A 25,163-nucleotide genomic window follows, 5' to 3' on the forward strand; every position below is an offset into this window, starting at 1 on the left:
ACTGATGTTCGTGCAACACTAGCGCGGAGCAGAGAGGATTAGGAACGCCGCGATGAACGCGCCTGCAAAACCATCAACAGCTACAGCGCCGGACAGTCGAGGACCGCTTCGTCCGACTGACAGTCAACTCGCTCTTGCTGAGGCGATCAGAGACGGAAAAGCGCGCGAGGCAGAGGGCACAGAGGCAGTCCCAGCGAGCCGCTACACTGATCCGAGTCATTTCGAGGCGGAAAAACGCGCGCTCTTCGACCGAGAGCCACAAGTGCTGGTGCCGAGCGCCCTGCTACCCGAACCGGGCATGGCCGTCCCTCACGATGCGACGGGCCGCCCGCTGCTGATCACACGCGACAAGGACGGCCAAGCGCACGTCTTCCTCAACGTTTGCCAGCATCGCGGAACACGGCTGGTCGAGGGCACGGAGGTACAATGCTCCTCCAGACTCGTCTGTCCTTATCACGCCTGGACCTACAAGCTTGATGGCAGTCTGGTGGGCTTACCGCGCCCGGAGACCTTCCCCGATCTCGACAAGAGCCAATATCACCTAAGGGAATTGCCCAGTTGCGAGGCAGGTGGCCTCATCTGGTTCGCGCCGCAGGAACACGCCGATTTCGCTCTTGCGAGAACGCTTGGCGAGGATTTCAGCGCCTTTGAAATGGACGACAGCTTCCTGTTCCGCCGAAAGATGCACGAGGTCAGAAGCAACTGGAAACTGATCATGGATGCCTTTCTCGAAAGCTACCACGTGACGCGTCTTCATGCGAACACGATCGGGCCGTTCTTCAAAGATGGGATCACGGCGGGCGACAGTATCGGCCCCCACATGCGCTCTGCCGTCGGGCGATTGGAGGAAATGGAGAGCATTGATCTCACCGACATGGCCGACATGCGGCGTGTGGTGACCTTTGCCTACCAGTTGCTTCCGGCAACAATCATCGTCCCCTCGCCCGACTATGTAAACGTGATGGTGCTGATGCCGAAGGCGCATAACCTCACACTGGTCGAGGACTTCATGTTGATCCCCGAGGCGCCAGCGACAGACAAGGCTCGCGACCACTGGGAGCGCAGTTGGGCGCTGCTCGATGGCGGGGTCTTTGCGAGCGAGGATTTCCGCGCGGCCGAACTCGGCCAGCAAGGGCTCGAGAGCGGCGCGGTCGATCACATAACTCTCGGCACGCTGGAAAGCGGGATCAAACGCTTCGATGAGACGGTGCAGGAGTTCTTGCGGGATCACGCCTGAGCGCCTAACCGCGCGCCATGCCCACCAATCCCAAGCAATCCGAAGACCGGCCTGAAGGCGATCGCATCGCCAAGCTGCTTGCACGCGCAGGCGTCGCCAGCCGCCGCGAGATCGAGCGTATGATCGCCGATGGACGCATTACGCTCAACGACAAGCCGGTCGAGACACCCGCGACGTTTCTCACAACCCTCGAAGGCGTGAGCGTTGATGGAAAGCCTGTGGCGGGACCCGAGCCGACACAGCTTTACGCTTTTCACAAACCCACCGGCCTCATCACCGCAGAGCGAGATGCGTCTGGGCGCGCGACGATCTATTCCGCGCTCGTCAACGCAATGCCCAAGGATGCGCCGCGAGTGATGCCGATTGGACGCCTCGACCTCAATACCGAGGGTTTGCTTTTGCTTACCAACGATGGCGGGCTCAAACGCCAGATGGAGCTTCCTGCCAACGGAATTCCGCGCACCTACAGGGCGCGTGCGTTTGGTGATGTAACGCAGGAACAGCTGGAAGCTCTCATCGAAGGAGTGGAGATAGACGGCGTGCGCTACGGCTCGATCGACGCCAACCTTGAGCGCGCGTCCGGGTCCGGCAAGAACCAGTGGATCGAGATGACAATCACCGAGGGTAAGAACCGCGAGGTGCGCCGAGTGCTCGAATATCTCGGTCTTAAGGTGAACCGGCTCATCCGCACCGCTTACGGCCCGTTCCGGCTTGGCGATCTGCCCCGCGGCCGGGTTGCGCGCATCCGCAAGGGCGACCTCGACAGGTTCCGTTCGAGCCTAAAGCGAGATCGCAAATGAGGATCATCGCGGGCGATTGGCGCGGGCGGAAGCTGTCGGCACCAAAAGGCGATGCCACACGGCCCACCGCAGATCGCACACGCGAGACACTATTTTCAATGCTGACGAGCAGGCTCGGGAGCTTCGAAGGTCTTCGCGTCGCCGATCTTTTTGCAGGGTCGGGTGCACTCGGGCTTGAAGCCCTGTCGCGTGGCGCGGCGCACTGCCTTTTCGTCGAACAAGATCGTGCAGCGCTGGATTCGATCAAGAGCAATATCGCCGCACTGGACGCACGGGGGCGAAGCGACGTCGAAGCGATGTCGGTCATGCACCTTCGTCCGGCGCGCGAACCCTATGACCTCATATTGCTCGATCCGCCCTACAAGACAGGGGCCGGCGCTGTGGCACTCGACCGGCTGTTGCGACTAGGCTGGATCGGTCCGGCGACCTGGATGGCGGTAGAAACAGGCGCCGATGAAAATGTCGAGGTGAACGGCCTGGAAGTGGATGCGGAACGCCGGGTCGGGAAAGGCAAGTTGACCTTGCTCAGATACCCCGACCCGGACGCCGCACCCAACTGACCTCCCGTCACGGGCGACTGGTTATCCGGGGTCTTCAACCTTCGCCGGGAGGTGGGGGCATTTCATCGGTCTGATCACCGCTGCCTGCCGCGTTTTTCTCTATTATTTCCCAAGCCGCTTCACGCTCGGTGCCAGTCATCGCGGTGATTGCGATCTTGTCCTCGTCAGCGAGACGCCAAAACAGGGCCTGTCGCTCCGGTTCCAGCGACCAGTAATATGTCTGGGTTTCGGCAGGCCATGCGTCATAGGCGAACTTCCGATCGGGCGGCCATCCGTCGTATTCCGCCTGTTGATCGGGCGAAAGAGCGGGTGCCTGTGTGCCGGGCGAGACTTCATCGATCGGCGTCTCGGCGGGTGGTGGCCCTTCCTGTGCGGTTCCGGGAGCGGCAATAACCACTCCAAGAGTCGCAACAGCAACGGCAGCAAGGTAGATATGGGAACGACGCATGGGTTTCTCCTTGTGAAACAAGTCCCAAGCGCAAACGAACGCGACCCAAAGAGCCGGGCTACAATGCCCGTTGCCCGACCGGAAAACCCCTCCCGACCAAGCGAGATTGTTATGAGCGCCCGACTCGATTGCGGGCAAGTGCGGCAGGCGCCGCGCATCTTTTGGAGCGCACGTTCGGGCGAAAACCGTGCGGCTTTCGCGGCAAAACGAAAAAGGACGACCGAAGCCGCCCTTTCTCAATCAATGGGTTACGCAGGATCAGTCCATCTTGCTGGCCGGTTTGCCAGGCCAGTAGGTAAGCGGACGATTGCCCCATTTAAGCCCCGCCGCGCGCGGCTGGATGCAGTCATCTTGTCCCTTGGTCATGCAAACTTCGTATACCTCATCGCCGATGCGGACTTTGGTCGCTTGGCCTTTTGCATTCGTTTCTACGACTACCGGACTCTGGGCCTTCCAGTCCTTCTTCATTTTGTCGCCGTGACCATCGGCCAGGGCCGGGGCGGTTGCGCCGAGCGTGGCAAACGAGGCGACAGTGATGGCGGTTGCGAGGATGTTTTTCATCGTTCCAACTCCTTGGGTTTCTCTCCCGTTTGCCCAACCAATGAAACTCCAGCCTCGAATGTTCCAAGAAAGTTCGCCGACAGCCCGGGAACGGGACCCTTGCTTCGTTGGTCGATAAGCATCTCGTCCGCCTTGCAGGAAAGCCCCACGTTCCCTACTTGTTCAACCCTGTGTCATGAGTGATATCGCCCCCTCCCCGTCGCCGCCTGAAGGTCAGGTCCCGCCTTACGCTGCACGCCTCAATCCGCCGCAACGCGAAGCCGTGCTGACCACTGAGGGCCCGGTCCTGATGCTGGCTGGTGCGGGTACGGGGAAGACCGCGGCTCTGACTGCGCGTCTAGCCCATCTCGTTGCAACCCGTCGGGCATGGCCGAGCCAGATCCTGTGCGTCACCTTCACCAACAAGGCCGCGCGCGAAATGCGCGAGCGTGTCGCGTCGCATCTGGGTGTGGAAAGCGAAGGCATCCCTTGGCTCGGCACCTTCCATTCGATCTGCGCGAAGATGCTGCGTCGGCACGCCGAGTTGGTCGGGCTCGAAAGCAACTACACCATCATCGACACCGACGACCAGTTGCGGCTCCTGAAACAGCTGATTGCTGACAACGATCTCGATGAAAAACGCTGGCCGGCGCGCCAGCTCGCGGGGCTGATCGATCGCTGGAAGAACCGCGGGCTTAACCCGTCCGATCTCGATGCGGTAGAAAATGAGAGCTACGCCAATGGTCGCGGGCAGGCGATGTATGCCGCTTATCAAGAGCGTTTGAAGGCGCTCAATGCCTGCGACTTCGGGGATCTGATGCTTCACATGCTGAACATCTTCCGCAAGCACACCGACGTGCTCGAAGACTACCAAAAGCGCTTCAAATACATCCTTGTCGACGAATATCAGGATACCAATGCGGTCCAGTATCTCTGGCTGAGACTGCTTGCGCAAAGCCACAAGAATATCTGCGTCGTCGGCGATGACGACCAGTCGATCTACTCCTGGCGCGGTGCCGAGGTCGCAAACATCCTTCGCTTCGAAAAGGATTTCCCCGGTGCGCATGTTGTGCGTCTGGAGCAAAACTACCGCTCCACCCCGCACATCCTTGGCGCGGCATCAGGCCTCATCCGGGCGAATTCCGAACGCCACGAAAAGACGCTGTGGACCGAGGCCAATGGCGGTGACAAGGTCCGCGTCATCGGCGTTTGGGACGCGCCCGAAGAAGCGCGCCGCGTCGGCGAGGAGATCGAGCGGCTCGAAGGCGAAGGCGCACCTCTCGATCAGGTCGCGATTCTAGTGCGTGCACAGTACCAGACGCGTGAATTCGAGGATCGCTTCATACAGATCGGGATCAACTATCGCATCATTGGGGGTTTTCGTTTCTACGAGCGCGCCGAAATTCGCGATGCGCTTGCCTATTTAAGGGTAATCGCCCAGCCGCAGGATGATCTCGCATTCGAGCGCATCTACAATCAGCCCAAGCGCGGGCTTGGCGCGAAAACGCTGGAGAAGATGCATCAGCATGCCCGGCGCATGGGTCTGCCGCTGGCTGCCGCCTCTCTGGAACTCGCAGATAGCGATGAGCTGCCAAAGCGAGCGTCTAACACGATCGGCAATCTGATGCGGCAATTCCTCGCCTGGCGCGAAGCTGCGGAGAATATGACCCCGGCGGATCTCCTGCGTCTCGTGCTCGATGAGACCGGCTACAACGACATGCTCGCCAACGATCGCTCTGCAGAAAGCGCAGGTCGTGCAGAAAACCTCTCCGAACTCGCGCGCGCGATGGAAGAATACGAAACTCTCGGTGATTTCCTCGAACACGTCGCACTTGTGATGGATAATGACAGCGCGAACGATGAGGAGACGGTGACGATCATGACGATCCACGCCGCCAAAGGTCTCGAATTCGACCACGTATTCTGCGTTGGCTGGGAAGAAGGCGTATTCCCCTCACAACGCGCAATCGACGAAGGCGGACTTGCGAGCCTCGAGGAAGAACGTCGTCTGGCCTATGTCGCGATCACTCGGGCAAAGCGTCGCTGCACGATCCTGCATGCCGCGAACCGACGCATCTACGGCCAGTGGACGAGCTCGATACCTTCTCGATTTATCGAGGAGCTTCCCGACGAGCATATCGAACAAGAGACGACAATGACCGGCGGCGCCTCTCTATGGCGCGCGAACTGGAGCGAAAACGAGGATCCGTTCGCCCACGTTGCCAAGGACCGTCCCGACCGCGCCCAGGCCCGCGGCCCCGGCTGGCAGCGCGCAATCGCGACCGGCTATGAAACCAAACAGCAGCGCCTTCGCGAACCTAGCCGCTCTGCCGCCAGCTTCGCCGCAAAACCACGCAGCGACATCGCCATCGGCGCGATGGTCCACCACGAGAAATTCGGCACCGGTTGCGTCACCGACCAGGAAGGCAACAAGCTCGAGATCGAGTTCGAGGAACACGGCACCAAGCGCGTGATCGACAGCTTTGTGACCGTAGTGGGATAATCCTCTACACGCTTCGCCTGTTTTTCGACAATGCCTTGGCCAGATGATCGAATGTTAGCCGAATGCGCTTGTTGGTCCTGATCTCGCGGTGCGTAACCAGCCATAGCGGAACCGGGAAGGACGGCAGTTTGGGTAGCGCTTTCTTCAACCCAAGGCGCCCCTCCGCAACCTCGCTTGGAAGTAGCGCGATCCCCGCTCCTGCTCGTGCAAGTTCGAACATCGCCGTGCCGGTCGTCGCGGTGATGCCGAAGTTCTCGGCCGTCAGCTCGATTTCGATCATCGCCATTTGCGGGATCAGGCGCTCGGGCTGTTCGAAGCCGATGAATGACGCCTTATTCAGGTCAGCCGGCGCAGAGACAGAACCAAGCTGGTCCAGATACTCGGTTGAAGCATAGAGCGAGACTTCGATATCGGGCAAGCGCCTGGCGATAAGATCAGGCTGGTCGGGCTCGACATGCCGGATCGCTATATCGGCCTCGCGACGTGACAGGCTGGCGACTTCGCTGGACGGCGCAATTTCGATCCGAATGCCGGGATGGTCGCGCCTCAGATCCATCGTGATGCGCGGCAATTCGTAGGCCGCCATTGCGTCGCTTGACGTGATTCGAACGACACCCTCGACGGTCTCGCTCTGGCCGGTCGCAACCCTCGATATCCGCGTTGCAGCTTCAGCCATTTCCTTGACGTGGTCCAGCAATTGCTCGCCCGAAGCCGTAAGCATCATCACGCGCGTGCCGCGCTCGAACAATGTCAGACCGAGCGCATCTTCAAGCGCCGAAACCTGCCTGCTGAGCGTGGGCTGTGTCTGACCGAGGGCGCGAGCGGCTGCCGAAAGCGACCCGGTTTCCACCGTCGCCAGAAAAGCGCGGATGTGGTTCCAGTCGAAAGACGCGGCGCCTCGGTTCATCTATTTACGCATAGAAGATCGACGAATTTCGTCAATTCCATTCAAAATTCGAATGCATCAGAAGGCGGGCAAAGGAGATCAATATGCCAAGCCCATTCTCAGATGAGCAGCTCGGAAAGACCATTTCGCTGCTCTGGCTCTTCGCCATTCTGAACACCATCTTTCGCGATATCCACCAGCTGGTCGTCGCACAAACCATAGAGGAAATCCTCGCCGGTCAGATGAACGGAAATCCCGTTACCGAAAGCGCAATGTTTGCAGGGGCATTCGCCGTGGAACTGTTCCTGCTCGGGATGCTCTTGTCGCGATTGCTGAAGCAAAAACACGCACGCCTCTTCAACCTGGTCGTAGCGCCGCTGGCAGCTCTCGGAACCTTCATCGCGCCGCCGACCGACCTCGACGATTACTTCTTCGCGACTGTTGTTCTCGTCACATTCGGCGCGATTTTCGCGCTCGCCTTGAAATGGCGGACGAGTGCCAGTGCCATCAACCGCGTCACATATGCCGAGAAAGCACCCTCCTGATCCGAGGCTGCTCTGTCAGGGAGAATCCCAATGATTTCTTTAGCCGAACCCGACATCCAGAAAGCCGGGGCGCGGACCATTCCACTCGCCCGCCGGGACTGGTTCATCATCCTCGCTGCGGCGGCGGGACTGGGACTTGCGCTTTGGCTTCTCGCCATCCTCCGCAGACCGTTCCTTGCGCGACCTGTCCGCTTTGCGAGCCGCTTTGCGATCGCCCTCGCCGTCATCACCCTCATGCTTCTTGCGCGGCTTCTTCCGGGCGGGCTTGTCCTCAGCCTGATCCGAAGGGTTTGCTAATTCGACCCGGACGTCGTCTTTGCCGAATACCTTGATCGGGTGACCGGTGAGTTTCTCGACATTGGCGATAGCTTCGGCATCTTCTTCGGCCACGAAGGTGAAAGCGCGGCCTTTTGCCCCTGCCCGGCCCGTGCGACCGATGCGGTGAACGTAATCGTCGGGATGCCACGGTGTGTCGTAGTTGAAGACGTGGGAGACACCCTTGATATCGAGGCCGCGGGCAGCAACGTCGGATGCCACAAGAATATTGATCTCGCCGTTTTTGAAACGCTCGAGTTCTTTGAGGCGCGAATTCTGGTCCATGTCGCCATGGATCTCGCCACTGGCAAAGCCGCTGCGCTGAAGCTGCTTGTTGAGCTCTCGCACGGTCGTCTTGCGGTTGGCGAAGATGATCGCGGTCTCGACATGGTCGTTCTTGAGCAGCCATTCGAGCGTTTCGCGCTTCTGGCGGCTCTTCACAGGTATCTTGAAAGCGGTGATGTCCTGATTGGTGGAAGCCGCGCGGCTCACCTCGATCCGCTTGGGATTGCTGAGGAATTTCTTCGCAAGCTTTTCGATCGGCGGCGGCATGGTCGCCGAAAAAAGCATCGTTTGACGTGTTTCGGGTAGCTTGTCGCAGATATACTCGATGTCGGGGATGAACCCCATGTCGAGCATCCGGTCGGCCTCGTCGATCACCAACAGCTCGCATCCGTTCAACAGGATCTTGCCCCGCTCGAACAGGTCCATCAGACGGCCCGGCGTCGCGATCAGCACGTCGACACCCTCGTCGAGCGTCTTGAGCTGATCCCCCATCTGCACGCCGCCGATGAGCAGCGCCATCTTGAGATCGTGGTTCTTGCCGTATTTCTCGAAATTCTCGGCCACCTGTGCGGCGAGTTCGCGCGTTGGCTCGAGGATCAGCGAACGCGGCATCAAGGCCCGCCTGCGACCTGCCGCCATGACGTCAATCATGGGCAGCACGAAGCTCGCAGTCTTGCCGGTGCCGGTCTGCGCGATCCCGATCAGGTCCTTCATCATAAGGACGGCAGGGATGGCTTCTGCCTGGATCGCGGTCGGCTCGGAATAGCCTGCGTCCTCGACAGCTTTGAGCAATTCAGGTGATAGGCCGAGATCGGCAAAAGTCATGCGGTTCGCAATGTCCGGATAAGGGTGGCGCAGCGCCACAGTGTGTTCAGCTTGCACAGCCTCGCGTTAGCACGGCTGGACAAGCCCAGCGCCTCTGCGGAAAAATCGCCGAAAAGTCAAGATTTGCCCAACGGTAAGGGGACCGCAGCTACTCCTGCACGGCAACGAGCTGCCGCATACGCTGCACCTCGCATTTCGCACCGCTCCGCGATTGCAGCTTGTCACGGTCTACGCAAATCTGTCCGTCGGCGTTCTTCTCGACATAAAATCCCGAGTAAAATTCGCGAGCGCGGCATGCCTTTTCGAGGTTAACCGAAACGATCCCCGCGTCGCGCATGAACAGCAGCAGGCGGTTGCCGCTTCCGGTCTGGACGCCGGCGATGGAACTCACAGGCACGCACTTTTCCATTTTGCGCTCTTCGTAACGACGATTGAGGCTCTGGCGCGGCAGCTGCGCGAGAAGCTCGTTTTGGGTGCGCGACCGGCGCGGCGAAATACGCACGATGACACGTTGTTCGATCCGGATTTGACGCACGGTCTGTTCGTCTCGAAAAGCATCGAGCGGCAAAGGTGCATCAGACGTCACGGGATATTGAGGAGCCGTGAGCGACACAGGCCGCGCACCGGCCTTTTCGGAAGATGCAGTTTCCGATGATGCTGCGCCGCTCAATCGCGCGCGCTCCACACCATCATCCCCTTGCCCGAAAAACGGCAATAGGAGCGCGACCGGCATCGCTAAGGCGAGCATGCTTGGCATTGCTTGCGGGAACCCTCCTAGTGACGGGCTTTCATAGGCCTGTCGGTATTCGTATGCTGTGCCCGCTATCCCTAGCGGAAGTGATTGAACCTTCGCTTAACTGCCGCTTCATCGCAACACCTGCGACTGGCAATCCCTGCCCAATGTGTGACATAGGAGCCACTATGAGCGATACGGTGAGCCTTCAGGGCACTTTTCTAGCCGAAGCGAGCGACCTGCTTGGAGAGAAGGGATTTTCGACAGATGATGAGGCGATCTCGCCGTGGCTGACCGACTGGCGTGGACGGTACTCCGGCAGAGCGATGGCCCTGGCTTCCCCCGCCTCGACCGAGGAAGTCGCAGCGCTGGTCAAGCTATGTGCGAGGCACGGCGTCCCGATCGTTCCGCAGGGTGGGAACAGCGGGATGGCCGGTGGCGCTACGCCTGATGAGAGCGGCGATGCCATTCTTCTGTCGCTGCGTCGGATGGACAAGATCCGCAGCCTCGATCGGGAAGCAGGCCAATGTGTATGTGAGGCGGGGGTCATCCTTCAAACGCTCCATGAAGCCGCAGGTGAGGCGCAAATGCGCTTCCCTCTGACGCTTGGTGGCAAAGGATCGGCGACGATTGGCGGGCTCGTCTCGACCAATGCCGGCGGCACACAGGTGCTGCGCCATGGCACAATGCGGGCGCAAGTGCTGGGGATCGAAGCAGTTTTGGCCGATGGGAGCATCTTCAACGGGCTGACCGCTCTCAAGAAGGACAATCGCGGCTTCGACCTCAAACAGTTGCTGATCGGGTCCGAGGGTACGCTCGGGATTGTGACAGCCGCAAACCTGCGGTTGCTGCCCGAAGCATCTGCCCGCGCGACAGCCTGGGTAGGCCTGCCGACTATCACAGGTGCACGGTCGCTTTTGCGCTTCGTCGAAGCGCAAATGGGCGACTCGCTCGAAGGGTTCGAGGTCGTGCCGGCACACTGTCTCGACAGCGTGCTCGATCATCTCCACGATGCGCGCTCTCCCCTCGAACAGCGTCATGCCTGGAATGCATTGATCGAATGCGTGTCGAGCGAGGGCGACAGCGACGCGTTGCGCGCCCGGCTCGAAGAAGCGCTGGGCGAGGCACTGGTGCAAGACCTGCTTGCCGATGCCGCCATCGCCTCCAGCGAGGCTCAGTCGGAGGCGTTCTGGTTGCTGCGAGACTCGATCTCGGCCGCCGAACGTGCGCTTGGCCCTGCGATGCAGCACGATATCTCCGTTCCGGTCGAGAAAATGCCTGAATTCATCCTCGCCGCGATCCCGGAGATAGAAGAGCGCTTTGCCGGGACCCGCGGCGTCGCATTTGGGCACCTGGGCGATGGGAACGTGCACTTCCATATCCTAGCACCGAAAGGGGTTGTACCTGGCGAATGGGAAGAAGGCGAAGGCAAGAAGATCAGCGCGCGCGTCTACGATCTCGTGACCCAGTGGGGCGGGTCATTCAGTGCAGAACACGGCATCGGGCAAATGAAGGTTGAGGAACTGGGGCGGCTCGGCGATCCCGTATCGCTCTCCATAATGCGCAGCGTTAAAAGGGCGCTCGACCCACAGGGGCTGCTCAATCCGGGGAAGCTCGTGCCCGACTGAGCGACCACCGCTTGCACGAGGGGGCGCAAGCGCCTAAAGCGCCCTGCGAACGGCCTGAACGGGATCCAGCAAAGGCCGACTTCAACGACATCATCTGAATAATTTTTCCGGAGAATTTTCATGGCCAGCGCGCCGCAGCCGCAACTTCCGCTGTTCTACAAGGACCTCCTTCCGCTCAACAGCCGCGATCACAAAGACTGGAAAGCCGGATCGTTTGAAAACGCCGATTTCCTTGCCAGCACGCATGCGATTCCGCTGACGGTCGACGAATTCGTCGATGCGCAGCGCAATTACCCGATCGTTTTCACTGCAGGCGAGAATCCGCTGCCGATCGCCCTCATGGGCCTCAACGAGGGCGTAAACACGTTCATCGATGAAAGCGGCAAGCTTGAAGCGGGTGTCTATGTTCCGGCCTATATCCGCCGTTATCCGTTCATCTTGGCCAAGCTGCAGAAGGACAGCGACGATATGTCGCTTTGCTTCGACCCGAGCGCCGGAGTGATCGGAAAGGACAAGGAAGGAAATGCCCTTTTCGAAGATGGCGGCGAACCGACCGAGTATACCAAGCAGGTGCTAGACTTCTGCCAGAAGTTCGAGGAGGCAGGCCAGCGTACTCGCCAGCTGCTCGAAGAACTCAAGAAGCTGGACCTTTTGATGGACGGCGAAATTGCGATCACCCGTAGCGATCAGCCGGACACCCCGTTCGTCTATCGCGGCTTCCGAATGGTCGACGAAAAGAAGCTGCGCGAACTCCCGGCGGAAACCGTCGAGCAGCTCAACAAGAACGGCATCCTTATGATCATTCATGCGCACTTGTTTTCGCTGAATCTCATGCGCGCCATCTTTGAACGCCAGTCCGCGCAGGGCAAGGTTCCGGAGCCTAACGCAAACGCGCCGGCTCCTGCGACCAACTGATCGCGAAACGCACTCGAAAACTTTCGAAAACATGGCGGCGGGGCGTCCCTTGAAGGCCCTCCGCCGCGATCTTATCTAGAGCATGCGGGCGGTCCACCCCCCTCATTACCGTCCGCAGCTGCGCCATACAGGCGCAGTCCTCCCTGAACCTTGGCCACCTCGCGCGCCCCTTTGCGCGAGGTGGTTTTTTCTTTTTTTCAAATTGTTCAGGGAATTTCTTGAGACAACATCCCAGTTACTCGGCCGCCTGAGCCATCTGTCCCGCAGCACCCAGACGGGCAGTTTCTGCGCCCAGCTCACGGACCATTCCGGCCAGCATCTGCGCAAGTCCTCTTAGCCGGTCGCTCGGTTCGGCGAGGCGGTCGTCAAGATAGGCGGCGCGGCACACCTCAACCTGCATCGCATGCAATCCGCGTCGCGGTGAAGCGTGGCGATCGAGCACATATCCTCCCGAATAGGGGCGGTTATGCGCGACCGGGCAGGCATGCTGCTTGAGATACCCAACGGCCCGGCTTATCAGGCTGCCGTCACACGAAGAGCCAAACCGATCGCCAAGCACGATCCGCGGCGGTTCGTTTTGCCCGTGCTGTTTCCTGAGAGGCGGCATCGAATGCAGGTCTATCAGCAGCGCTGCGCCCCATGCATTCCTGATCCGTTCGAGCTCTCGCCCCAGATATTCGTGATAAGGCCGGTGAATGCGGTCGATGCGGCGATCAAGCTCCTCTCGCGGCAACTTGGAGCGCCAGATCTCGCCGAAACCGGGGAGCCGGCGGGGCACGAGGCCAAGACCGCTCCGCGCCCTCCTGTTCGTGCCAGTTAGGACCGGCTGCGGCTTTGATAGCCTGCGCCCTGCCCCATCGACCATCTCCCAATCCACATCGTCATGTGACCGGTTCAAATCAAGCATGGCCCTGGGTGCATGGGCGACCATCAGCCCGGTGCCCGTTGCTTTGGCGATCTCGACGCCGAGCAAGTCTACATGGCGGTCTTCGAGCCGCAACTGGCTGAGATCTGCATCGCGCATTTCGGCAAGAGTTTCGGACGGGTAGACCCGGCCTGCGTGGGGCACCGCGATCAATACCGGAAGCGGCATTGAAGGGGGAGATACATGCGTAAATGCGGGGCCCATCGGGCCATCGGGGCGACTGCCCAATACGGCGCCGCCCTTGAAACTTCTCAACTCACCCTTGAAAGGGTCGCTCGATGGCGCAGCGCTGCGCGGCGTGTGTTTGGATCTTGGTGAGGGGCTCATGGGAGTAGCAACGCTGCCTTCATTTCCGCCGTGAGTCAAAGCCGATATCAGGTAGGATAGCGAGCGAGAAGTCGCGCCTGTATTGCGGTTAACATGCCGTTAGCTTCGTTAATCGTCTCAAATATGGTCAATCCGCATGATGGACAGGATTTCTTAACAGCCCGGTGGTAAGGGAAACCCATGACGACCAACCCTTCACCACGCATCCTCCTGGCCGAGGATGAAGAGGCAATGCGCACCTATCTCGAACGCGCGCTAACCAAAGCCGGTTACGACGTTCGCTGTGTCGACCGTGGCACCGAAGCGATTCCCCTTCTTGAAAAAGAGCATTTCGACCTCCTGCTTTCAGACATCGTCATGCCGGAGATGGACGGGATCGAGCTCGCCCAGCGCTGCGCCGAAATTTCGCCGCGCACGAAAGTCATGTTCATTACCGGATTCGCTGCGGTTTCGCTGCGTGCGAGTCGCGAACAGCCCCATGCCAAAGTGCTGTCCAAACCGTTTCACCTTCGCGATCTCGTGCTCGAAGTAGAGCGAGTGTTCGAGGAACAGCGAGAAGCGAGCCTTTGAGGCGACACAAAACGCGTTTTCGGCTAAGCTTAAGGCTTGCACCATGATCGGCGGCGCGTTAATGGGCCGCTCCCGCCACGGAAAAGCGGCGGGTGATCCGATGGATCGGGCGTATAGCTCAGTGGTAGAGCACTGTGTTGACATCGCAGGGGTCGGAAGTTCAACTCTTCCTACGCCCACCATCGAAACTGATTGAAGAGGCGTCGCGCAAGCGGCGCCTTTTTCGTTTCGGACTCGGATCAAACGCTTCCAAGTCCACCTTGAAAGCCAGCGCACCTCTGCTAGAGCGCCCGTGAGGGATCAATTCAGACATCCTGACGAAATTCACGAAATCCAGGAAGGGATGAGGCGCAAGCCATGCAGAAAATCAAAGTCGAAAACCCGGTCGTCGAACTAGACGGCGACGAGATGACCAAAATCATCTGGCAGTGGATCCGCGAGCGCCTGATCCTGCCGTACTTGGATATCGACCTCAAATACTATGATCTCTCGATCGAAAAGCGGGACGAGACCGACGATCAGATCACGATCGATGCGGCCAATGCGATCAAGCAATACGGCGTCGGCGTGAAATGCGCGACAATCACTCCTGACGAAGCGCGCGTCGAAGAATTCAACCTCAAGAAGATGTGGCGCTCGCCCAATGGGACGATCCGCAACATCCTTGGCGGTGTGGTCTTCCGTGAGCCGATCGTGATCGACAACGTTCCGCGCCTCGTGCCGGGCTGGACCCACCCCATTGTCGTTGGTCGTCACGCATTCGGCGACCAGTACCGTGCGACCGACACTCTGATTCCGGGACCGGGCAAGCTTCGCCTCGTTTTCGAAGGGGAAAACGGCGAGAACATCGACCTCGAAGTCTTCGAGTTCGAAAGCTCCGGTATCGCGATGGCGATGTACAATCTGGACGACTCGATCCGTGCGTTCGCTCGGGCTTCGATGAATTACGGCCTCGATCGCAAGTGGCCGGTCTACTTGTCGACCAAGAACACGATCCTGAAGAAGTACGATGGCCGCTTCAAGGATATCTTCCAGGAGGTGTTCGACACCGAGTTCAAGGACAAGTTCGAAGAAGCCGGTATCACCTACGAACACCGCCTGATCGACGACATGGTTGCCGCCGCCCTCAAATGGTCGGGCAAGTTCGTATGGGCCTGCAAGAACTACGACGGCGACGTTCAGTCGGACACCGTGGCGCAAGGTTTCGGTTCGCTCGGTCTGATGACGTCGGTGCTGATGACTCCCGATGGCAAGACGATCGAAGCCGAAGCGGCCCACGGCACTGTTACCCGTCACTATCGCCAGCACCAGGAAGGCAAGGCGACCTCTACCAACCCGATTGCGTCGATCTTCGCATGGACGCGCGGGCTGATGTATCGCGGCAAATTCGACAACACGCCAGACGTGGTGCGTTTCGCCGAAACGCTTGAGCGGGTGTGCATCGAGACGGTCGAAAACGGGCAGATGACCAAGGACCTCGCATTGCTGATCGGTCCGGGCCAGAACTGGCTCACCACAGAGCAATTCTTCGAGGCGATCGTTCAGAACCTTGAAAAAGAAATGCAGAGCTGGGCCTGATCGGAACCGGCGCAATCGTACCGCGTAAGATGAGGGCGGCCTTTCCATCGGGAGGGCCGCCCTTTGCATATGGACGGGGAGTGTTGGAGAAATGACCGAAACACGTCGCAAGGCCCGCCTCGAAGTGCGTCAGGCAACGCTTAAGGACGTTCGTGCAATTGGTGATCTTGTCCGCAGGGCCTACAAGGACCTGCCCGCATACACGCAAGGTGAAATTCGTGGGCAGATCAACAACTACCCGGACGGCTGTTTCGTCGCGAAGCTCGACGGCAAGCTGGTTGGCTATTGCGCGTCCATGCGGCTCGACGAACGCGTCGCCTTGTCCGACCATTCATGGGACGAGGTAACAGGCAACGGATTTGGCTCTCGCCACGATCCGACCGGCGATTGGCTCTATGGCTATGAAATGTGTGTCGATCCCGGCGTGCGCGGCACACGTATCGGACGCAGGCTCTATGAAGAGCGCCGTGCGCTTGCCGAGCGGCTCGACCTGAAAGGCATCGTGTTCGGCGGGCGTATGCCCGGCCTTGCCCGCGCGATGAAGCGCAAGACCAATCGCGCGGACACGCCGGAGGAATACCTTCAAAAGGTCATCGATGCCAAGATTCACGATCCCGTGCTGCGTTTCCAGCTTGCCAACGGTTTCGAACCACACGGCATCCTCCACGAGTATCTGCCCGAAGACAAGCAATCGAAGACTCACGCGGTGCGCATGATCTGGCGCAACCCGTATGTGGATGTGGACGCGCCGCCCAAGCACCGCCTGCCGCGCGATGTCGAAAGCGTGCGCATCGCGACATGCCAGTTGCAGGCACGCGCAGTCAGCGATTTCGATGAGTTCATGAAGCAGGTGGAATACTTCGTGGACGTCGCCGCCGACTACGAGAGCGATTTCATCGTTTTCCCGGAGCTGTTCACCCTCATGCTTCTCTCTGCGGAAGACAAGGAGTTGAGCCCGCTCGAATCCATTGAATGCCTGAGCAAGTACACTCCACGCATTCGAAAGCGCCTGTCGGAGATGGCGCTCAGCTACAACATCAACATCATCGGTGGTTCGCATCCGACCCGCATGGAGGACGGCGACATCCACAACGTTGCGTATGTCTGCCTGCGTGACGGTTCAATCCACGCGCAGGAGAAGATCCACCCTACGCCCAACGAGGCTTACTGGTGGAACATCAAGGGCGGCGACAGCATTGATGCGATCCCGACCGATTGCGGTCCGATCGGGGTGCTGATCTGCTACGACAGCGAATTTCCCGAACTTGCCCGCAGGCTGGTCGACGAAGGTGCTCGGATCATCTTCGTCCCGTTCTGCACCGACAGTCGCCAGGGCTATATGCGCGTGCGCTATTGCGCGCAGGCACGCGCGATCGAGAACCAGTGTTATGTCGTCCTCTCGGGCAATGTCGGCAACCTTCCAAACGTCGCGAACATGGACATCCAGTACGCTCAAAGCTGCATCCTCACTCCGTGCGACTTTCCCTTCGCACGCGACGGCATTGCAGCCGAGGCGAGCGAGAATGTCGAAACGCTCACCATTAGCGATGTAAATCTCGCCGACCTCTCATGGGCGCGCGCTGAGGGCACGGTGCAAAATCTCCATGATCGACGCTTTGACCTTTATCGCATCGAATGGGACAAACGCGTCGGCAATATTTCAGACCCGCTCGGCCTCCCCTCGGAGGATCAGGAACAGGGTGTAAAGCCGCTTGGCACATCGCATGCAGGTGGTGGATGACACGGTGATGTTCCCAAGGTAAGCGTCTCGCATGGCAGGCGAACTAACCATGTCCCCGGTGATGCAGGATGCGCTCGTAATCCTGGGGGCTGCCGGCATCATCATCCCGGTTTTTGCCCGCTTCCGCATCACCCCGATCATCGGATTCATTCTCATCGGCGTTCTGGTCGGGCCGTTCGGCCTAGGCACACTCGTCGACGAGATACCATGGCTGCGATTTGTCACGATTTCCGATCCCGAGCGATTGCGACCCTTCGCGGATTTCGGAATAATCCTGCTGCTATTCGCAATCGGCCTCGAGTTGTCTTTCAACCGCCTGTGGCAGTTGAGAAAGCTCGTCTTCGGTCTGGGTTCGCTCGAACTGCTGATCATCGGATCAGCCTCGGCGGTGTTTTTCGCGTATTACAGCGGGATGAGCGGTACAGCCGCGCTTGCGCTGGGCTTTGCCCTCGCATTCTCATCGACTGCAATCGTGCTGCCCATTTCGGGAACGCGGTCGCCCGTAGGACGCGCCGCACTCTCAATGCTCTTGTTCGAAGACATCATGATCGTCCCGATCATCTTCATCCTTGGCGCGCTCGCTCCCTACGCGCAAAGCGACGGGCTCGGCGGCCTGTTTACGACTATCTGGCAGGGCGGTCTGGTGATCCTTCTCATGCTTGTTTTCGGTCGCGTGGCCCTTCCGCGTCTGTTCTCGCAGGCCGCGCGAACCAAGAGCCCTGAACTGTTTCTCGCCGCATCGCTGCTGGTTGTTATCGGAGCCAGCCTAGCCACGGCTGCGACGGGCCTCTCACCGATTGTCGGCGCCCTGATAGCCGGTCTCCTCATCGCCGAGACCGAATATCACGGCGAAGTCGAAAGCATCATGGAACCGTTCAAGGGTCTCGCGCTCGGTATCTTCCTGATCACAATCGGGATGAGCATCGATATCATGACCATCATCGCGGATTGGACGACAATCGCGATAGCGGTAGTTGGCGTCCTCGTATTCAAATCGATTGTGACCGGAGCGCTGCTGCGCATGATGGGCGCGCGCAAAAGCACGGCTGCTGAAACCGGCGTACTCATGGCCAGCCCCAGCGAAACCACTCTGATCGTGCTCGCCGCTGCGACAAGCGCGTTGGTGATCGACACTGAAACAGCTCAGTTCTGGCAGATCGTCACCGCAATTGGCCTGACGATCACCCCCCTGCTGGCAAGGCTCGGCCGGGTCATTGCCCGGCGTGTCGACGGGGCGCCAGAACTTCCGGAAGACGACGAGGACGAAGCGCGCACGATCATTGTCGGCGGTGGCCGCGTGGGGCGGCTCGTGGCCGACATGCTCGTAACTCACAATCAGCCCTACGTGATGCTCGATTCCGATCCCGACATCATCGATCGCGCCAAACGTGACGGCTACCGTGCCATATTCGGAGATGCTGCACGCGGGGATGCCCTCACCCGCCTCGGCATCGAAAGCGCACCGGCGGTGGTGCTAACCATGGACGAGCCGGTTCTCGCGCAGCGCCTGGTCGCCAAGTTGAGGAAGGAGCATCCGGACCTCCTGATCGTCGCCCGTGCCCGGGACACAGACCACGCGGCCGCCCTTTACCGAGCAGGTGCGAGCCATGCGGTGCCGGAGACACTCGAAAGTTCGCTCCAGTTGTCGGAGGCCGTCTTGGTGGACATCGGCGTCGCGATGGGCCCTGTCATCGCTTCCATCCACGAGAAACGCGATGAGTTCCGCGCACGGCTAGAGCGCGAGGGTGGCCTATCACAAAAACCGAAATTGCGAGCTTCGAACGTCGCGTCGGATGGCTAGTTAGCCCGGTTTTCTCGAACCTTTTCCGCGGTTCACGCGTTGGTTCGGAAAGGAGACGACAAATGGCCGATACGCAGAACCCAACCAAGCCAATCCCGAACGACGAAAAATTCAAACCGCAAAACGTTGAAGGGCCGCTGAATGATCAGGCCCCGACGGACGCCGGACGCGGGCAGCCTGGCGATACTGGCGGCAACGATGTGCCACGCGGGAGTGACGGGCAAACCAAGCAGACGCCAGACGCGTCTTCGGATTGACGCTGGCGCTGGCCGGGCTAGCCCGCGAGCGTTGCCTTCACAGCCTCGATTGCCGCACTGCCTTTCGAACCGTCCGGACCGCCGCCCTGCGCCATGTCGGGACGGCCACCGCCGCCCTTGCCGCCGAGCGCTTCAACACCGGCGCGCACGAGGTCGACAGCGCTGATCCTGTCGGTCAGATCGTCGGTGACCGCAGCGCCTATGCTGGCCTTCCCTTCGTTTAATGCCACAATTGCAGCGACGCCAGAGCCAAGGCGCTGCTTGGCCTCATCGAGAAGCGGACGCAGTTCTTTGGGGCTGAGGCCGTCGATCACCTGCCCGCTAAACTTCACACCGCCAACTTCTTCGTCCTCAGTGGCATCTGGAGTTTGGCCACCGCCTCCAAGAGCAAGAGCCTTTTTCGCCTCGGCCAGTTCTTTTTCGAGCCGCTTGCGTTCGTCCAGCAGCGCACTGATCCGGGTGGGGACTTCTTCCGGAGTTGCGCGTATCGCACTCGCGGCAGATTTTAGCGCTTCTTCGCGCTTGACCAACCACTGACGGGCAGCCTCGCCTGTCAGCGCTTCGATGCGGCGCACACCTGAAGATACCGCACTCTCCGACACGATCCGGAATATTCCGATGTCGCCTGTCGCCTTCACGTGCGTTCCGCCGCAGAGCTCAACCGAGTAACTACGTCCGCTTTCGCCTATCCGCCCCATTGAGAGCACGCGCACCTCGTCGCCATACTTCTCGCCAAACAACGCGAGAGCGCCGGCTTCCACCGCATCGTCCGGACTCATCAGCCGCGTCGCCACCGGTTCGTTGGCGCGAATCTCTGCGTTCACTTCTTCTTCAATCGCGGCGATATCCTCATCGCTCAGTCCCTTGGGATGCGAGAAGTCGAAGCGCAGACGATCTTCTGCAACAAGTGAGCCCTTTTGCGTCACATGGTTGCCCAGTCGATTGCGCAGTGCGGCGTGGAGCAAGTGAGTCGCTGAATGATTGGCACGGATCGCGGTGCGGCGCTCAGCATCGACCTCCAGCTGAACATTGTCGCCGACGGAGACTTCCCCCGATACGATCCTTGCATGATGGGCATGGAGGCGGCCGAGCGGTTTGCTCGTGTCGCTCACTTCTGCCGAAAGGCCGTCCGGTGTGCTGATCGTTCCCGTATCGCCAGTCTGACCGCCACTCTCGCCGTAGAACGGTGTCTGATTGGTGAGAATCACGACCTCCTCGCCAGCCTTTGCGGACTGAACCTCGCCCCCGTCTTTCACGATCGCCACGACCGTACCTTCACCTGTTGTTGAAGCGTAGCCCGTGAATTCGGTAGCGCCTTCGCGTTCGGCGATGTCGAACCACACCTCGCCAGAGGCAGCCTCGCCCGAACCTTTCCATGCTGCTCGGGCGGCAGCCTTCTGACGCGCCATCGCTGCATCGAAGCCCGCGCGGTCAACGCCAATGCCGCGAGCGCGCAGCGCATCTTCGGTAAGGTCGTAAGGGAAGCCGTAGGTGTCATAGAGCTTGAAGGCGGTTTCACCGTCAAGCTCGCCGCCCTCTGACATGTTGCTGGTTGCCTCGTCGAGCAGCTTCAAGCCCTTGTCGAGCGTTTTGCGGAACTGTGTCTCCTCACGTTCCAGCACTTCCTCGATGAGCGCTTGGCCGCGGCCAAGCTCGGGATATGCCTGACCCATTTCAGAGACAAGGCTGGGAACGAGGCGGTGCATGAGAGGCTGACCCACGCCAAGCAAATGAGCATGACGCATTGCGCGGCGCATGATGCGCCGAAGCACATAGCCGCGTCCTTCGTTCGAAGGCAGCACGCCGTCCGCCATCAGGAAGCTAACGGAGCGCAAATGATCGGCGATCACGCGGTGACTGGCTTGCCGATCTCCTTCCGCTGCAACGCCAGTCAGCTGTTCCGAAGCAGCGATCAAGGCCTTGAATGTGTCAGTGTCGTAGTTGTCGTGCACGCCCTGCATGACTGCGGCAATCCGCTCGAGCCCCATGCCCGTGTCGATAGAAGGCTTGGGCAGGTCGTGGCGCGTACCATCGCTCTGCTGGTCGTATTGCATGAACACGAGATTCCAGATTTCGACGAAACGGTCGCCGTCTTCATCCGGGCTTCCCGGAGGTCCGCCGAAAATGTGCTCGCCGTGATCGTAAAAAATTTCCGAACACGGTCCGCATGGCCCGGTATCACCCATCGACCAAAAATTGTCATTGGTATCGATGCGGATGATGCGGTCTTCGGGAAGGCCCGAAATCTTGCGCCAGAGATCAAATGCCTCATCATCCGTGTGGAAGACGGTGGCAGTCAATCTGTCGGCGGGCAAACCCCACTCGCGTGTCAGCAAGGTCCAGGCGTGTTCGATCGCCTGCTCCTTGAAATAGTCGCCAAAGGAGAAGTTGCCGAGCATCTCGAAAAAGGTGTGGTGACGCGCGGTATAACCGACATTGTCGAGATCGTTGTGCTTGCCGCCCGCACGCACACATTTCTGCGACGATGCAGCGCGAGGAGCTGGCGGCGTCTCAAGGCCGGTAAAGGCGTTTTTGAACGGTACCATCCCGGCATTGACGAACATGAGCGTCGGATCATTGTACGGCACGAGCGGCGCGCTCGGCACTTGTACGTGGTCGGCATTGCCGAAGTAATCGAGAAACGACCGGCGAATATCGTTGGTAGAGGTCATGCAAGCGCAGTTAGGCAATGCATGGGGCTGCGGCAAGCCACCGTGTGGAGGGTGTGCGACCCAATGTCGCCACTTGACATTGACGCCAATGGGCTTTCGCGGTCAGAACCGGTGCAGGCACAGAAAAACCGGCGCCGCCTTTGCCCTTGGGGTCGGGCTGGCACGCGCCGGTTTTCCGGTCTTCCGGGCGCTGCGGGACAAGCAGCTGTTCGCCCGCTTGAGGATCAGATCGATCAGTCCGCGTCCGGGCCTGTCATCATTTCCTCGGCAACCTCGTCGGTGCGGCCGCGAATAGCGGCTTCCAACCGGTCGCAAACTTCAGGGTTTTCCTTCAGATAGACCTTGGCGTTCTCACGGCCCTGACCGATCCGGACGCTGTCATAAGAATACCAGCTGCCCGATTTCTCGACGATCCCGGCCTTGACCCCGAGATCGAGGATCTCGCCGATCTTCGAAATTCCCTCGCCGTACATAATATCGAATTCGACCTGCTTGAACGGAGGGGCTACCTTGTTCTTGACCACTTTTACACGGGTCGAGTTGCCGATCACCTCATCGCGGTCCTTGATCTGGCCGGTGCGGCGAATGTCGAGACGGACCGAGGCATAGAACTTGAGCGCATTGCCGCCCGTCGTCGTCTCGGGATTGCCGTACATCACGCCGATCTTCATCCGCAGCTGGTTGATGAAGATCACCATGCATTTCGAACGGTTGATCGACCCGGTCAGTTTGCGCAGCGATTGGGACATGAGCCGCGCCTGAAGGCCGACATGGGAATCGCCCATTTCGCCTTCGATTTCGGCGCGGGGGACTAGCGCCGCGACCGAGTCGACCACCAACACATCAATCGCGTTGGAGCGCACGAGAGTGTCGGTAATTTCGAGTGCCTGTTCGCCCGTATCGGGCTGCGAGACGATCAGTTCATCAATGTCCACGCCCAGTTTCTTGGCGTAGACGGGATCGAGCGCATGCTCGGCATCGACGAAGGCCGCAGTACCGCCTGCCTTCTGCGCCTCTGCGATGCAGTGCAGCGCCAGCGTAGTCTTGCCCGAGCTTTCCGGCCCGTAAACTTCGATGACGCGGCCTTTCGGCAGGCCGCCAATTCCGAGTGCGATATCGAGTCCGAGCGACCCGGTCGAAATCGCTTCGACTTCCATTGCTTCTTTCGAGCCCAGCCTCATCGCCGAACCCTTGCCGAAAGCACGATCAATTTGAGCAAGCGCAGCGTCCAGCGCCTTTTGACGGTCCACGTCTTTTTCCTTCTCTACCAGCTTGAGATTGGTTGCCATCGCACGCTCTCCTTCACTTGCCTAGATGCGATCAGGAATTATCGACCGCGCCCTTGTTGGGAGAGTATGTATCTGATTTGTTCTATGAGAACAAGAGCGGAACAAATTTTTTTGATCAGGGCTATGAGGCGCCTATTCCTCGGCCGAACTCCGCACTTTCCAACGGAATTCGCGCGTCGCGTTGGCGGGAACCTTGAATTCGGCAATCCGGAAACCGTTCTTCACGCTGGACTTCACCCGGCGTATCCGAACGTCCCAATCCACCGACTGACCAAGCATGACACGCATTGTAACCGGATGGGGATTGGCATTGCGAACTTCGCCCTTCATCTCCACCCATTGGCGATCGTTGTTGTCGACATCCAGATTGTCAACCACGCGACCGCACTGAAAGTTGACCTGATTGCTGCGAGGCAAATCGAGTTCGATTTCCTGGCCACGTGCGTAATCGCGCAATTCTGTTTCGGCGACCAGCTGTGGACCAAACGCGCTCGGTTCGAAAACCGTCATCATGCCTTGCGGAAGAGATACGCCGAGGCCGCGCCTGTCTTCGTTCTTTGTCACGAGCAGCATGTCGGCCGATCTGAATTCCTCCTCCGGGTCGAACCAGTTATAAGGTCCGCACGAAGCGACATAGAGATAGCGTGCCTGCACATCCTGCCGGTTGAGAAAAGCGACCTGCTTCAATCCTTTTGCCGAGACGGTCACACGCTCGGGCACGCGGTAAAGCTTGAGATCGCCGAGACGTTCCTCGCCCGCCTCCATCACCGATCCAGGCGAATACATCATGTCCGCGGTCGATTTGCGCGCACCGGTCACGACGATCATCTCACCCGCACGCGACTCCATCATCTCCGCTTCCGCCAAAGGCAAAGTTGCTACTGGTGATTGCAACGGCGAACCCTGCTTCGTGTTGCCGAGTGGGTAGCAGGTGAGGCGCAGCGGAGCGGCGGTTGGTGGATCGGAAAGCCCCTCGAAATCACTTTCGACATTAAGAGTGCCCGCAATCACCAGCAATTGCGCATTCTCGAACGACTGGCCGTTATCATTGACGAGGCTGAGCCAGCTCAGGAGATTCATCTCGAACCAATCGCGCCGCCCCTCGCCCGTCAAAGTCGCGATGTAATCGGCCTGCCAGTCGAAGCCCCATGCGAGATAGGTGAGAGTAACTTCGTAGGTGCCGCCGTTCGCGTCCTGCGTGTTGATCGAAAAAACCGGTTTTGCCGACAGACCGGAGGGAATTCGATCGAAAGTGAGGCGCTCGGGAACGCCGGCGCAGCGGACGGCCTCGTAACCGGCGCTCGATTGCAGCATCAGACCTCCATCGGCGCGGGTGCGGACGACGGCACGTTCGGATGTTTGCTCGCCGGTCGCAGGGTTGGTCCGCGTTATGGTAATGCGATTGCCCAGCGCTCCGTTCACAAGCGCAGCTGGCGACAAGAGTTCGGCATTGCGGTTTTTTTCGATCGTGCCGCCAGGCAGACCGGTAACGATCGCGCTGACAGAAACCATGCCTTCGGCAACGCCTTCGAAGCGGACGGTCGACTGGCCGGGCGGCAGAATGACCGTACGGGTTTCGCTGATCATGGCGAAGCCTTGCGGCCAGTTGGTTTCCATCTCCTCGCCCACGCTGCGCTCGGGGTCACGATAAATCGTGACTGACAGATCGCTCGGCGCCGATGCATCGACGATGGCTCGCTCTTGCGCAGCTGCCGGTGATGCCAGAGCCAGCGCAGCGGCAAGAAGGATCAAGAGGCGTTTCACAGCCTAACCTTCCGCGCGA

The 25,163-nt window shown here is 59.6% G+C and carries 21 protein-coding genes and 1 tRNA gene; 13 read left to right on the plus strand and 9 right to left on the minus strand.

From position 1 onward, the window contains the following. Positions 1-52: 52 nt before the first annotated feature. From FIU90_RS11485 to rsmD, 3 genes are read left to right on the plus strand one after another with little or no spacing between them, the layout of a single operon-like run. Positions 53-1,237, plus strand: coding sequence for an aromatic ring-hydroxylating dioxygenase subunit alpha (locus FIU90_RS11485; RefSeq protein WP_152434887.1), 1,185 nt, complete (start codon positions 53-55; stop codon positions 1,235-1,237). Between the two features lie 17 nt (positions 1,238-1,254). Next, positions 1,255-2,037, plus strand: coding sequence for a pseudouridine synthase (locus tag FIU90_RS11490; RefSeq protein WP_152434888.1), 783 nt, complete (start codon positions 1,255-1,257; stop codon positions 2,035-2,037). Further along, the gene (rsmD, locus tag FIU90_RS11495) at positions 2,034-2,597 is read left to right on the plus strand and encodes a 16S rRNA (guanine(966)-N(2))-methyltransferase RsmD (RefSeq protein WP_152434890.1); all 564 of its coding nucleotides are present in this window, start codon (positions 2,034-2,036) and stop codon (positions 2,595-2,597) included. The genes FIU90_RS11490 and rsmD overlap by 4 nt, the downstream gene beginning before the upstream one ends. A gap of 34 nt (positions 2,598-2,631) precedes the next feature. On the opposite strand, the gene FIU90_RS11500 is transcribed toward rsmD, so the two are convergent. Both FIU90_RS11500 and FIU90_RS11505 read right to left on the minus strand, forming a co-directional pair. Then, entirely contained in the window at positions 2,632-3,045 is a 414-nt protein-coding gene (locus FIU90_RS11500) for a hypothetical protein (protein ID WP_152434891.1), read from the minus strand. A gap of 258 nt (positions 3,046-3,303) precedes the next feature. Then, positions 3,304-3,606, minus strand: coding sequence for a hypothetical protein (locus FIU90_RS11505; RefSeq protein ID WP_152434892.1), 303 nt, complete (start codon positions 3,604-3,606; stop codon positions 3,304-3,306). Between the two features lie 175 nt (positions 3,607-3,781). Between FIU90_RS11505 and FIU90_RS11510 the strand changes: the two genes are divergently transcribed. After that, the gene (locus tag FIU90_RS11510) at positions 3,782-6,088 is read left to right on the plus strand and encodes an ATP-dependent helicase (RefSeq protein WP_152434893.1); all 2,307 of its coding nucleotides are present in this window, start codon (positions 3,782-3,784) and stop codon (positions 6,086-6,088) included. Between the two features lie 4 nt (positions 6,089-6,092). Here the strand turns inward: FIU90_RS11510 and FIU90_RS11515 are convergent, their stop codons facing one another. Then, entirely contained in the window at positions 6,093-6,995 is a 903-nt protein-coding gene (locus tag FIU90_RS11515) for a LysR family transcriptional regulator (protein WP_152434894.1), read from the minus strand. Positions 6,996-7,078: 83 nt separating this feature from the next. Between FIU90_RS11515 and FIU90_RS11520 the strand changes: the two genes are divergently transcribed. Further along, entirely contained in the window at positions 7,079-7,519 is a 441-nt protein-coding gene (locus tag FIU90_RS11520; RefSeq protein WP_152434895.1) for a DUF6326 family protein, read from the plus strand. 39 nt (positions 7,520-7,558) lie between these two features. On the opposite strand, the gene FIU90_RS11525 is transcribed toward FIU90_RS11520, so the two are convergent. Continuing rightward, positions 7,559-8,944, minus strand: coding sequence for a DEAD/DEAH box helicase (locus tag FIU90_RS11525; protein ID WP_152435818.1), 1,386 nt, complete (start codon positions 8,942-8,944; stop codon positions 7,559-7,561). A 148-nt stretch (positions 8,945-9,092) separates the two neighbouring features. Next, entirely contained in the window at positions 9,093-9,614 is a 522-nt protein-coding gene (locus FIU90_RS11530; RefSeq protein ID WP_234029502.1) for a hypothetical protein, read from the minus strand. Positions 9,615-9,865: 251 nt separating this feature from the next. Here FIU90_RS11530 and FIU90_RS11535 point away from each other — a divergent pair, with 251 nt between their 5' ends. After that, positions 9,866-11,305, plus strand: a complete 1,440-nt coding sequence (locus FIU90_RS11535) for an FAD-binding oxidoreductase (RefSeq protein ID WP_234029503.1) — start codon at positions 9,866-9,868, stop codon at positions 11,303-11,305. A gap of 120 nt (positions 11,306-11,425) precedes the next feature. Continuing rightward, positions 11,426-12,220, plus strand: a complete 795-nt coding sequence (locus FIU90_RS11540) for a SapC family protein (protein ID WP_152434900.1) — start codon at positions 11,426-11,428, stop codon at positions 12,218-12,220. Positions 12,221-12,455: 235 nt separating this feature from the next. On the opposite strand, the gene FIU90_RS11545 is transcribed toward FIU90_RS11540, so the two are convergent. Next, entirely contained in the window at positions 12,456-13,313 is an 858-nt protein-coding gene (locus FIU90_RS11545; protein ID WP_234029504.1) for an N-formylglutamate amidohydrolase, read from the minus strand. 339 nt (positions 13,314-13,652) lie between these two features. Between FIU90_RS11545 and cpdR the strand changes: the two genes are divergently transcribed. From cpdR to FIU90_RS11575, 6 genes are all read left to right on the plus strand, one after another. After that, positions 13,653-14,042, plus strand: a complete 390-nt coding sequence (gene cpdR / locus FIU90_RS11550) for a cell cycle two-component system response regulator CpdR (RefSeq protein WP_152434902.1) — start codon at positions 13,653-13,655, stop codon at positions 14,040-14,042. 107 nt (positions 14,043-14,149) lie between these two features. Continuing rightward, positions 14,150-14,224 (plus strand) — tRNA-Val (locus FIU90_RS11555). A gap of 175 nt (positions 14,225-14,399) precedes the next feature. Further along, positions 14,400-15,620, plus strand: a complete 1,221-nt coding sequence (locus FIU90_RS11560; protein WP_152434903.1) for an NADP-dependent isocitrate dehydrogenase — start codon at positions 14,400-14,402, stop codon at positions 15,618-15,620. Positions 15,621-15,711: 91 nt separating this feature from the next. Then, a complete protein-coding gene (locus tag FIU90_RS11565; protein ID WP_152434904.1) occupies positions 15,712-17,361 on the plus strand; it encodes a bifunctional GNAT family N-acetyltransferase/carbon-nitrogen hydrolase family protein in 1,650 nt (549 codons plus the stop codon). Between the two features lie 31 nt (positions 17,362-17,392). Further along, positions 17,393-19,162, plus strand: a complete 1,770-nt coding sequence (locus FIU90_RS11570; RefSeq protein ID WP_152434905.1) for a cation:proton antiporter — start codon at positions 17,393-17,395, stop codon at positions 19,160-19,162. A 62-nt stretch (positions 19,163-19,224) separates the two neighbouring features. Next, positions 19,225-19,419, plus strand: a complete 195-nt coding sequence (locus tag FIU90_RS11575; protein ID WP_152434906.1) for a hypothetical protein — start codon at positions 19,225-19,227, stop codon at positions 19,417-19,419. A gap of 17 nt (positions 19,420-19,436) precedes the next feature. Here the strand turns inward: FIU90_RS11575 and alaS are convergent, their stop codons facing one another. The 3 genes from alaS to FIU90_RS11590 form a co-directional block, all read right to left on the minus strand. Beyond that, positions 19,437-22,091 carry an alanine--tRNA ligase gene (alaS, locus tag FIU90_RS11580; protein WP_152434907.1) on the minus strand — a complete coding sequence of 885 codons (2,655 nt, stop codon included), beginning with the start codon at positions 22,089-22,091 and terminating at the stop codon, positions 19,437-19,439. Between the two features lie 233 nt (positions 22,092-22,324). Continuing rightward, positions 22,325-23,380: a recombinase RecA gene (gene recA / locus FIU90_RS11585; protein WP_152434908.1), complete on the minus strand. Its 1,056-nt coding sequence runs from the start codon at positions 23,378-23,380 to the stop codon at positions 22,325-22,327. Positions 23,381-23,512: 132 nt separating this feature from the next. Next, a complete protein-coding gene (locus FIU90_RS11590) occupies positions 23,513-25,144 on the minus strand; it encodes a DUF4139 domain-containing protein (RefSeq protein ID WP_152434909.1) in 1,632 nt (543 codons plus the stop codon). Positions 25,145-25,163: the final 19 nt, after the last annotated feature.

The sequence above is a fragment of the Erythrobacter sp. THAF29 genome (genome assembly GCF_009363635.1).
In the GTDB taxonomy this organism is placed as follows: Bacteria; Pseudomonadota; Alphaproteobacteria; order Sphingomonadales; family Sphingomonadaceae; genus Erythrobacter.

Coding starts and splice junctions, on each gene's coding strand:
- FIU90_RS11570 (WP_152434905.1), top strand. CDS start 17,393: ATGGCAGGCGAACTAACCATGTCCCCGGTGATGCAGGATGCGCTCGTA.
- rsmD (WP_152434890.1), top strand. CDS start 2,034: ATGAGGATCATCGCGGGCGATTGGCGCGGGCGGAAGCTGTCGGCACCA.
- FIU90_RS11575 (WP_152434906.1), top strand. CDS start 19,225: ATGGCCGATACGCAGAACCCAACCAAGCCAATCCCGAACGACGAAAAA.
- FIU90_RS11560 (WP_152434903.1), top strand. CDS start 14,400: ATGCAGAAAATCAAAGTCGAAAACCCGGTCGTCGAACTAGACGGCGAC.
- FIU90_RS11510 (WP_152434893.1), top strand. CDS start 3,782: ATGAGTGATATCGCCCCCTCCCCGTCGCCGCCTGAAGGTCAGGTCCCG.
- FIU90_RS11515 (WP_152434894.1), bottom strand. CDS start 6,995: ATGAACCGAGGCGCCGCGTCTTTCGACTGGAACCACATCCGCGCTTTT.
- FIU90_RS11520 (WP_152434895.1), top strand. CDS start 7,079: ATGCCAAGCCCATTCTCAGATGAGCAGCTCGGAAAGACCATTTCGCTG.
- FIU90_RS11525 (WP_152435818.1), bottom strand. CDS start 8,944: ATGACTTTTGCCGATCTCGGCCTATCACCTGAATTGCTCAAAGCTGTC.
- cpdR (WP_152434902.1), top strand. CDS start 13,653: ATGACGACCAACCCTTCACCACGCATCCTCCTGGCCGAGGATGAAGAG.
- FIU90_RS11535 (WP_234029503.1), top strand. CDS start 9,866: ATGAGCGATACGGTGAGCCTTCAGGGCACTTTTCTAGCCGAAGCGAGC.
- FIU90_RS11545 (WP_234029504.1), bottom strand. CDS start 13,313: ATGCCGCTTCCGGTATTGATCGCGGTGCCCCACGCAGGCCGGGTCTAC.
- FIU90_RS11485 (WP_152434887.1), top strand. CDS start 53: ATGAACGCGCCTGCAAAACCATCAACAGCTACAGCGCCGGACAGTCGA.
- FIU90_RS11540 (WP_152434900.1), top strand. CDS start 11,426: ATGGCCAGCGCGCCGCAGCCGCAACTTCCGCTGTTCTACAAGGACCTC.
- recA (WP_152434908.1), bottom strand. CDS start 23,380: ATGGCAACCAATCTCAAGCTGGTAGAGAAGGAAAAAGACGTGGACCGT.
- alaS (WP_152434907.1), bottom strand. CDS start 22,091: ATGACCTCTACCAACGATATTCGCCGGTCGTTTCTCGATTACTTCGGC.
- FIU90_RS11565 (WP_152434904.1), top strand. CDS start 15,712: ATGACCGAAACACGTCGCAAGGCCCGCCTCGAAGTGCGTCAGGCAACG.
- FIU90_RS11490 (WP_152434888.1), top strand. CDS start 1,255: ATGCCCACCAATCCCAAGCAATCCGAAGACCGGCCTGAAGGCGATCGC.
- FIU90_RS11505 (WP_152434892.1), bottom strand. CDS start 3,606: ATGAAAAACATCCTCGCAACCGCCATCACTGTCGCCTCGTTTGCCACG.
- FIU90_RS11500 (WP_152434891.1), bottom strand. CDS start 3,045: ATGCGTCGTTCCCATATCTACCTTGCTGCCGTTGCTGTTGCGACTCTT.